Origin of the sequence: Moorena sp. SIO3B2 (genome assembly GCF_010692525.1) — a bacterium.
GTDB classification, from domain to species: Bacteria; Cyanobacteriota; Cyanobacteriia; order Cyanobacteriales; family Coleofasciculaceae; genus Moorena; species Moorena producens.
Genome location: NZ_JAAHHE010000285.1, coordinates 1 through 8,066 on the forward strand (window position 1 = coordinate 1; position 8,066 = coordinate 8,066).

5 protein-coding genes are annotated in these 8,066 nt (G+C 44.2%); 1 reads left to right on the forward strand and 4 read right to left on the reverse strand.

Annotated elements, in window-relative coordinates; genetic code table 11:
* Positions 1 to 691: 691 nt before the first annotated feature.
* Together F6K38_RS31240 and F6K38_RS31245 are read right to left on the reverse strand one after the other, a co-directional pair.
* Positions 692 to 2,065, reverse strand: coding sequence for a calcium-binding protein (locus F6K38_RS31240; RefSeq protein WP_287358960.1), 1,374 nt, complete (start codon positions 2,063 to 2,065; stop codon positions 692 to 694).
* A gap of 525 nt (positions 2,066 to 2,590) precedes the next feature.
* Entirely contained in the window at positions 2,591 to 2,713 is a 123-nt protein-coding gene (locus tag F6K38_RS31245; protein ID WP_287358962.1) for a hypothetical protein, read from the reverse strand.
* 559 nt (positions 2,714 to 3,272) lie between these two features.
* Between F6K38_RS31245 and F6K38_RS31250 the strand changes: the two genes are divergently transcribed.
* On the forward strand, positions 3,273 to 4,637 hold the full coding sequence (locus F6K38_RS31250) for an NB-ARC domain-containing protein (RefSeq protein WP_287358964.1): 1,365 nt from the start codon (positions 3,273 to 3,275) through the stop codon (positions 4,635 to 4,637).
* Between the two features lie 256 nt (positions 4,638 to 4,893).
* On the opposite strand, the gene F6K38_RS31255 is transcribed toward F6K38_RS31250, so the two are convergent.
* Both F6K38_RS31255 and F6K38_RS31260 read right to left on the reverse strand, forming a co-directional pair.
* Complete coding sequence (locus F6K38_RS31255; RefSeq protein WP_287358966.1) at positions 4,894 to 6,072, reverse strand: calcium-binding protein; 1,179 nt, start codon at positions 6,070 to 6,072, stop codon at positions 4,894 to 4,896.
* A gap of 713 nt (positions 6,073 to 6,785) precedes the next feature.
* Positions 6,786 to 7,649: a calcium-binding protein gene (locus tag F6K38_RS31260; protein ID WP_287358969.1), complete on the reverse strand. Its 864-nt coding sequence runs from the start codon at positions 7,647 to 7,649 to the stop codon at positions 6,786 to 6,788.
* Positions 7,650 to 8,066 lie beyond the last annotated feature (417 nt).

Sequence of the window (8,066 nt, forward strand, 5' to 3'; positions counted from 1 at the left end):
ATTGGTATCGACAGCACTTTGGAGAATCTCCCTTGGCCAAGCGTCGGGCTATTTTTCAGACTACAAAAATTGACATATAAACTGCATGAACTTTTATCGGCATAAGGGATTCAAACTCAACAGCCTAGGCACTGCCCACCAAACGATTAATCACAATTGATGTAGGTGGGCAGTGCACCAGACCAATTCACCAAGCCAAAGCCCATTGCTAAGCACTGCCCACCAAACGATTAATCACAGTTGATGTCGGGTGGGCAGTGAACCATACCGATTCACCAAGCCATAGCGCAATGCTAAGCACTGCCCACCAACGGATTAATCACAATTGATGTAGTTGATGTAGGGTGGGCAGTGAACCAAACCGATTCACCAAGCCATAGCGCAATGCTAAGCACTGCCCACCAACGGATTAATCACAATTGATGTAGTTGATGTAGGGTGGGCAGTGAACCAAACCGATTCACCAAGCCATAGCGCATTGCTAAGCACTGCCCACCAACGGATTAATCACAATTGATGTAGTTGATGTAGGGTGGGCAGTGAACCAAACCGATTCACCAAGCCATAGCGCATTGCTAGGCACTGCCCACCAAAGGATTAATCACAGGTTGATGTAGGGTGGGCAGTGAACCAGACCGATTCACCAAACTGGCCAAAGCCCATTGGTAGGCACTGCCCACCAAACTAATCGTTATACAAAGGTCAAATCCCCTTGGTTATAGCCACCAGACACAATAGCAATAATGTCAAAGCCGAAATTAGGCGCGATCTTCTCAACAGAGTCCAAACTACTATCCCCTATGGTCAGCTGAGATTCAACACCTAAACTCTTACCTCCAGCAATATCATTAGCAATCTGTTCCACTGAAGCAAGACTTTTATCAGAAGAAGAGAAGCCTTGATTGACAGCGATAAAGTTTGATGCAAAGGTATAGTTGAGCCCTGACTTGAGTTGAATTTTATCCGTACCGGATTGGAAATCCTTAAGTAGAGCGTAATCATTCAGACCCAAAAATCCTTTTCCACCGACATAGTAAGGATTCTTGCTATCTCCCATCACAAATTTATCAGCACCAGCTCCTCCCGTTAAGATATCAATTTCATTAATACCTGGCTGTTTACTGTTGGGATCGACACCTACAATGGTATCATTACCACCGGCACCAGTAATATTGTCACTTCCGGCACCACCAGTAAGTTGATTACTGTTGTTATCACCAATAATGGTATCGTTGCGACCAGCACCCTTGACATTGACAAAGTTTTGGACAGTGCGATTAAGAACTGGACCATTAACAACATTAATCTGTAAACTGTTCTGTTGCAGATTTACGTTCACAGACGCACCAGTACCAGCAGAAGAGGCATCAATCGTATTAGCTTGACCGGCATCCCCAATAATCGTCTCCACTCGGATTAGCTCATCCTGACCAAGACCACTTTTGTTAACGATTCCCGTGGGTAAAAGAGTAATAGCTCGACCGAGACCAGTGTAATCGACAGTATCGTTGCCTTCCTCTCCATCCAGGACATCATTACCACTACTGCCAATGAAATGGTTTTTGCCAGTTCCCCCGAATAGGGAGTCATTACCAGAGCCACCATCCAAGATATCATTACCAGAACTGCCAAACACAAAGTCGTTACCTGAGCCGCCAGACACAAAATCGTTACCTGAGCCAGCGATAACAATGTCATTTCCCTCTTCACCAAACACAAGGTCATTGCCACCGAGTGCTATAATAATGTCATTTCCGCCACGTCCTAAAATTAAATCGTTCTTGTTAGTACCCACTAAAAAGTCAGGATTGGGAGTACCAATAATAAAGTTAAAAGGCCCTGAGATTATAGATTTCGACGATAAGCTTTGTACGCCTGACTCATTGGGAACTAACTGTTGTATCTGGGTCAAATTTAACTGAATCGGTGTACCAGCAGACTTAGATAAATCGGGGCTAGGAACTACCTGATCCTGAATAGATTGTGGCAGTGACTTGATTAAATCTAGTTCGGATTCTGGAATTAAGTTGGATAATTTCTGAGTTTCAGTTAGTAACGTAGCCATGGTTAATTAACTCTTTTTTTTGGTATGAATCTACCTTAGCGATCGCAGCAGCTATAAAATACCTAATGGTGATTAGGATTTGATTAGGTTTTAGGATTAGGTCAAGGAGTATAGCCTTTATCAAATAGGTGAAGTACACAATAGCAAGGGGAACAGCGGATCTAGGAACAGCGGATCTGGGAACAGGAAAAGGAACACGTAAAAAATAGGTGTGTGTAGCTAATTAATATGAGAATCGCTATAGTTATTAATTAATTATTAATAAACAATTAATAATTGTTTATTGTGACTTGTTACTTAGCAGCACCAGCTCTACCCAAAAAAAATATATGTAAGCATTCAGCCGTCAGCCGTCAGCCGTGGGCTAAAAGCCCACGCTACGCGAACAGCTGACGTAACAAAGATTAAACGAATGCTTACTTGTTTTATTTAAAAGCTCAAAGCTCAAAGCTGAGAGCTGTTCGCGTAGCGTGCGCGTAGCGCATTAGCTGATAGCTGAATGCTTACAAATATATAGCGTTAATCCTACTGATGAGGTAGATTTAATTTTCTTACCCCGACTCCCGACTCCCGACTCCCGACTCCCGACTCCCGACTCCCGACTCCCGACTCCCGACTCCCTAAAACCCCAAGGGCTAGGTACCTCACCCAATTGAGAACTGCTATGGTACCCCTAACGGGTACTGTCAACTTTTCACAAATCAAGTAAACTAGACTTATCAGTCAATCGGTTATCGGGGGTGTTTAGTTTAGGAATTAAATTAAATTCAACCTAAATTATCCCAATTGACCTGATAATTACCTATGTATAAAATGGTAAGATTAACTTAGCTTAAAAAAAACAATTTAGCCTTACAAATTTAGGGGGTGCATCTCATTTTTGCTGTTTGATCTAGTGGTGCGTTACGGGACGGACTTTCCCAACACTGGCTACCGATAAAATGAGGGCGAGCCCGTCTTATCACGCACCCTACCCAACTTTTTTACAAATATGAGATGCACCCAATTTAGGGACAGTAATCAGGGTAATTTGCTTACGTAGAGATGTAACAAAAACTGATTTTTTCAAACAGTATAGTTATCAGCATCGGGGACATCTACGTTTTGCAAATATATCTAGTAAACGCTCCCAATAGCTACCTTATTGATTAGTTAATTTATTAGTTGATAGGTAGCTATTTCGTGAGCTTGATTAGGATTCCCTACTATGAAATCTAACACCAATCGATTTGAAGATGAACTGTTTATCAAAGCAGCCAAGCTGTGGAATTTAGAAAAGTTGTATACAGAACTAGCTCATAAAAAAAACATTGCTACAAATAGGGAAATCAAATTGACCCCAGTGGAAAAAGCATGCTTAAGAGGTTTGCTGTGCGGCTATCCTCCTAAAAAAATTGCTGCTGCTCTCCATTGGAGTTGTGGCTCACTTAGCGTTCAACTCACTAAAGGTTTGTATCGGTATGTAGAAAGCTTAACTAATCGGAAATCGAACACCCTAAAAAGTTGGAGAGATATCTCTATATGGCTGGAAGCCGCTGGATACAAAACTCCCCAGCAGTCCCAAGATTGGGGTGAAGCACCACAGATTTCTGCATTCTATGGACGCACTAGGGAACTGAACACCCTTAAGCAATGGATTAGTCTCAAGGGAAGCCAATTGGTAGCAATACTTGGGATAGTAGGCGTTGGCAAAACATCGTTAGCTGTCAAGCTAGCACGAGAGATTCAGGGGGAGTTTGATTATATTATTTGGCGATCGCTATCCTCTGCCCAACCCCTGAAGCAACTGCTGGCACAACTGATTCCATTCCTGTCTCACCACCAGTCATCGGAGTTACCAGAAGACATCAACCTGCTCATGTCTCACTTTCTAGAGTGTTTACGAGAGCATCGCTGTCTAGTAATACTCGATGATGCTGAACAGATTTTAAGCCGTGGCACTTTAGTTGGAAAGTATCAAGCCGGATATGAGGATTATGGTCAACTTTTTAGAAGAGTAGCACAAGAAAGACACCAAAGTTGTTTGCTCCTAATCAGTTGGGAACCACCACTAGAAATGGAGTTACTTGAGAAAAAAAACTATTCCACTCGTTCATTAACCCTAAACGGTTTACCAACAGAAGATGCTCGGAAACTATTAGCAGCTAATGGTTTGTCTGAACAAGAGCAAGACATGGAACTCATTAAACGTTATCGAGGCAATCCCTTAGGGTTAAAGCTGGCTGTGACAACGATTAAAGACTTTTTTTTTGGTAGTGTATCGGAATTTTTAAGTTGGGAGGAAATGATTGTTCCTGAGCCAATGAGAGCAATGTTAATCGAGCAATTGAATCGGTTAGATGAGTCAGAGAAGAAGGTGATCGCCTATCTAGCTAGGAATCCTACCCCCATTTACATTAAACAATTGCGCCATAGTATTACTTTAGACTATAATTCACAACTTATTTCAGTTTTACAGTCTTTGGAAAGGCGCTCACTAATGGAAAAAATTTCCCACAGTAATCGCACATTTTTTACTATAATTCCTGTAATTAGGACGGTGATTAATCAGCATGAAGGTTGTTTGCTGTAGGGGTTCGGTCTAGGGTAGGTTGAAGGTTGAAGGTTGAAGGTTGAAGGTTGAAGGTTGACTGTCAACCTTCAACAAAAAACGACTATAGCAATTCTCATCACCAGTGAGGTACACAGGATTTGTTCCCTACTCCCTACTCCCTGCTCCGAAGTCCCTGCTCCGAAAGCGCCCCGCGTGGCCCACGGCCTCAGTCCCTAAAATCCAAAATGTACCTCACCGAATTGATAAATGCTAGATAAGTTAACTTTTAATTAACTTAAAATACCTCAAAGTCTGTGAAATCTACCGAGGTGCTGGTGTCGATTGTAGCAAACTGAGCTCCGCTTCCCAGACCACCTGCACTGCCATTCTGGTTGTAGAATAGACCGCCGGTTTCGCTGTTGTAGACAATCAAAGCACCACTACTTTCGACCTGGCTATTATCAGATACAACCGCCCATTCACTGCTATCTAAGCCCCCACTGGACGTACCAGTGAGCGCAGTGAAGGTGCTCTGTTCCAGACTAATTTTGTCTTGACCTCCGATAAAGTTAGTAATGCTATCGAGACCCAAATCGCTTGAATTGAAAGCTACTCCAGTGTCAAAAGTAAAGGTAGTAATACCGTTGCCACTGATTAGGACATCATCACCATCTCCACCAACCAGATTGTCATCGCCATCACCTCCAATCAGAGTGTCATCGCCAGCATCTCCAATTAGGTTATCATCACCAGCTCCGCCAACCAGGCTATCATTGCCAGCATCACCCCTGAGGTTGTCATCACCGGCTCCGCCAATCAGGGTGTCATTGCCATTACCTCCAATACCAAGCAAAGGTAACACAGCATTGGTTCCATCGAGAAGGTCATTACCATCACCGCCGTTAAAGACTACCAGCTGTACATCAGTACCGGACAAGTCATTAACAGTTAAGGTGTCATCACCCCCAAGACCATTGATCTCAAACTGTTCTACATCATTGACATTCAGGTTGAACAGACCGAGATTCAACCGCTCAAAGCGTACCCTGGGGCCATTGGGGTTGAGGGCAAAGTTATCTCCGGCACCATCTGCGCCATTCACTTCTACTACATCAAAGCCAGCACCCCCTTCCATGATATCGCTGCCATCACCGTCATTCCAAATCATTCGGTCATCACCATCTCCGCCATTGATATTGTCATCACCGCGATCGCCAATCAGGGTATCATTGCCTTGACCACCATCTAGAAGATCAATACCATCACCACCGCTTAATAAATCATTGCCAGCTCTGCCATCAAGTAAATCTTCCCCAGCAGCCCCTGCCAGGATGTCATTGCCAGCACCCCCATCAAGAAGGTCATTGCCACCCAAACCTAGTAAGGTGTCATTGCCAGCAAGCCCGATCAGGTTATCATCATTGTTGTCTCCTTGTAGAAAGTCATTACCTGGACCGCCGATTAATGTATTCATGAAAGTTGCTCCTGAATTTTTTAGAGATTGTGAGTAGGTATCTATAAGAGCTATCCACCTGGATTTGGATAATTATGCAAGAAGCCTACTATTTTTTTTTCTCTAGAAGTTAACTTACTATGTACATATGTACTAATTAGACGTCGAAACCGCCTATACGCAAGTATCTCACCGAATTGATAAATTCTATTTTAGAAACAAAAATTACCCCAAGTTATTGACAAAAGTCATAACTTGGGGTAGCGTCTGAATCAGACAAGTGAATCAGACAATTGGGGATTTAGCGTACCCATTCACCCACATCCCCTGTCCCATTTAGGTTCATGTAGGGTGGGCAGTGCACCAGACAGATTCACCAAGCTGGGCTTTGCCCGTTCCTAGGCACTGCCCACCCTAGGATTAATCACTGTCCCATTTAGGTTGATGTAGGGTGGGCAGTGCACCAGAAAGATTCACCAAGCTGGCCATAGCCAAAGTAAGCACTGCCCACCAAACGATTAATCACAATGGTTCGAGTACTCAGGTTGATGTAGGGTGGGCAGTGCACCAGAAAGATTCACCAAGCTGGCCATAGCCAAAGTAAGCACTGCCCACCAAACGATTAATCACAATGGTTCGAGTACTCAGTTTAACGGAGAGGAAGAAAAGGGGGAAACGGGCCAGATCAAGGAGATTTTAACTAGTCAGTTATTTCCGAGACGGTGTACTAGTCGTTATACAAACATCAGATCCCCTTGGTCATAGCCAGGAGAAACTATAGCAATAACATCAAAGCCCGAACCAGAATCGAGAGCGATAAAGTTGGAACCAAAGGTATAGTTGATGCCTTGCTTGAGTTGAATTTTATCCGTACCAGATTGGAAATCTGTAATTAGAGCGTAGTCATTGAGACCCGCAGGTCCTCCCCCCCCGACATAGTAAGGATTATTGCTATTTCCAATCGCAAATGTATCAGCACCAGCTCCTCCGGTTAAGGTATCAATTTCATTAACACCTGGATTGTTACTGCTGGGATTTACACCTACGATGGTATCATTACCTAAGCCCCCAGACAGAGAGTCGTTACCTACACCGCCAGACAGAGAGTCGTTACCTACACCGCCAATCAGGGTATCTTTACCAGCTCCGCCAATCAGGGTATCTTTACCAGCTCCGCCAAGCAGACTATCATCACCAGCTCCGCCAACCAGGCTATCATCACCAGCCCCGCCAACCAGGCTATCATTGCCAGCATTCCCCCTGAGGGTGTCATCACCAGCTCCGCCCATCAGGGTATCTTTACCAGCTCCGCCAATCAGGGTATCTTTACCAGCTCCGCCAACCAGGCTATCATCACCAGCCCCGCCAACCAGGCTATCATTGCCAGCATTCCCCCTGAGGGTGTCATCACCAGCTCCGCCCATCAGGGTATCTTTACCAGCTCCGCCAATCAGGGTATCTTTACCAGCTCCGCCAACCAGGCTATCATCACCAGCCCCGCCAACCAGGCTATCATTGCCAGCATTCCCCCTGAGGGTGTCATCACCAGCCCCGCCCATCAAGGTATCGTTACCTGGACCGCCTATTAATACAACCATGAAACTTACTCCTGAATTTTCAGAGAGAGATGGTAAGTAGGTATCTATAAATAGTTACATACCTCTATGTCGAGAATTATACAAGAAGCCTACTATTTTTTTTTCGTAAAAGTTAATTTTATTTACAAAACCTCCTAATAGAGGGACTTTCAGCCTCCAAAAGAAGTCCTCAAACCTGCTCCAAGACTTCTTTTTTGCCAGTGTACAGCAATCACAGACCTGAATAGATGGGGTAATCAGGTAATGGGGTGATCGGGTGATGGGGGATAATCTACCTAACCTGATTTCCATATAAGCGATTAGCCCTAAGCAGGCTAGGCTTCGGGAACCCTTGAGGCAACAATGGGGGATACAGGCTTTGAGCAACTACGGTAGATTAAGGCTTCCAGGGTTACGTCGAACTCAGGTGAGATTTTA

Coding starts and splice junctions, on each gene's coding strand:
- F6K38_RS31240 (WP_287358960.1), bottom strand. CDS start 2,065: ATGGCTACGTTACTAACTGAAACTCAGAAATTATCCAACTTAATTCCA.
- F6K38_RS31250 (WP_287358964.1), top strand. CDS start 3,273: ATGAAATCTAACACCAATCGATTTGAAGATGAACTGTTTATCAAAGCA.
- F6K38_RS31255 (WP_287358966.1), bottom strand. CDS start 6,072: ATGAATACATTAATCGGCGGTCCAGGTAATGACTTTCTACAAGGAGAC.
- F6K38_RS31260 (WP_287358969.1), bottom strand. CDS start 7,649: ATGGTTGTATTAATAGGCGGTCCAGGTAACGATACCTTGATGGGCGGG.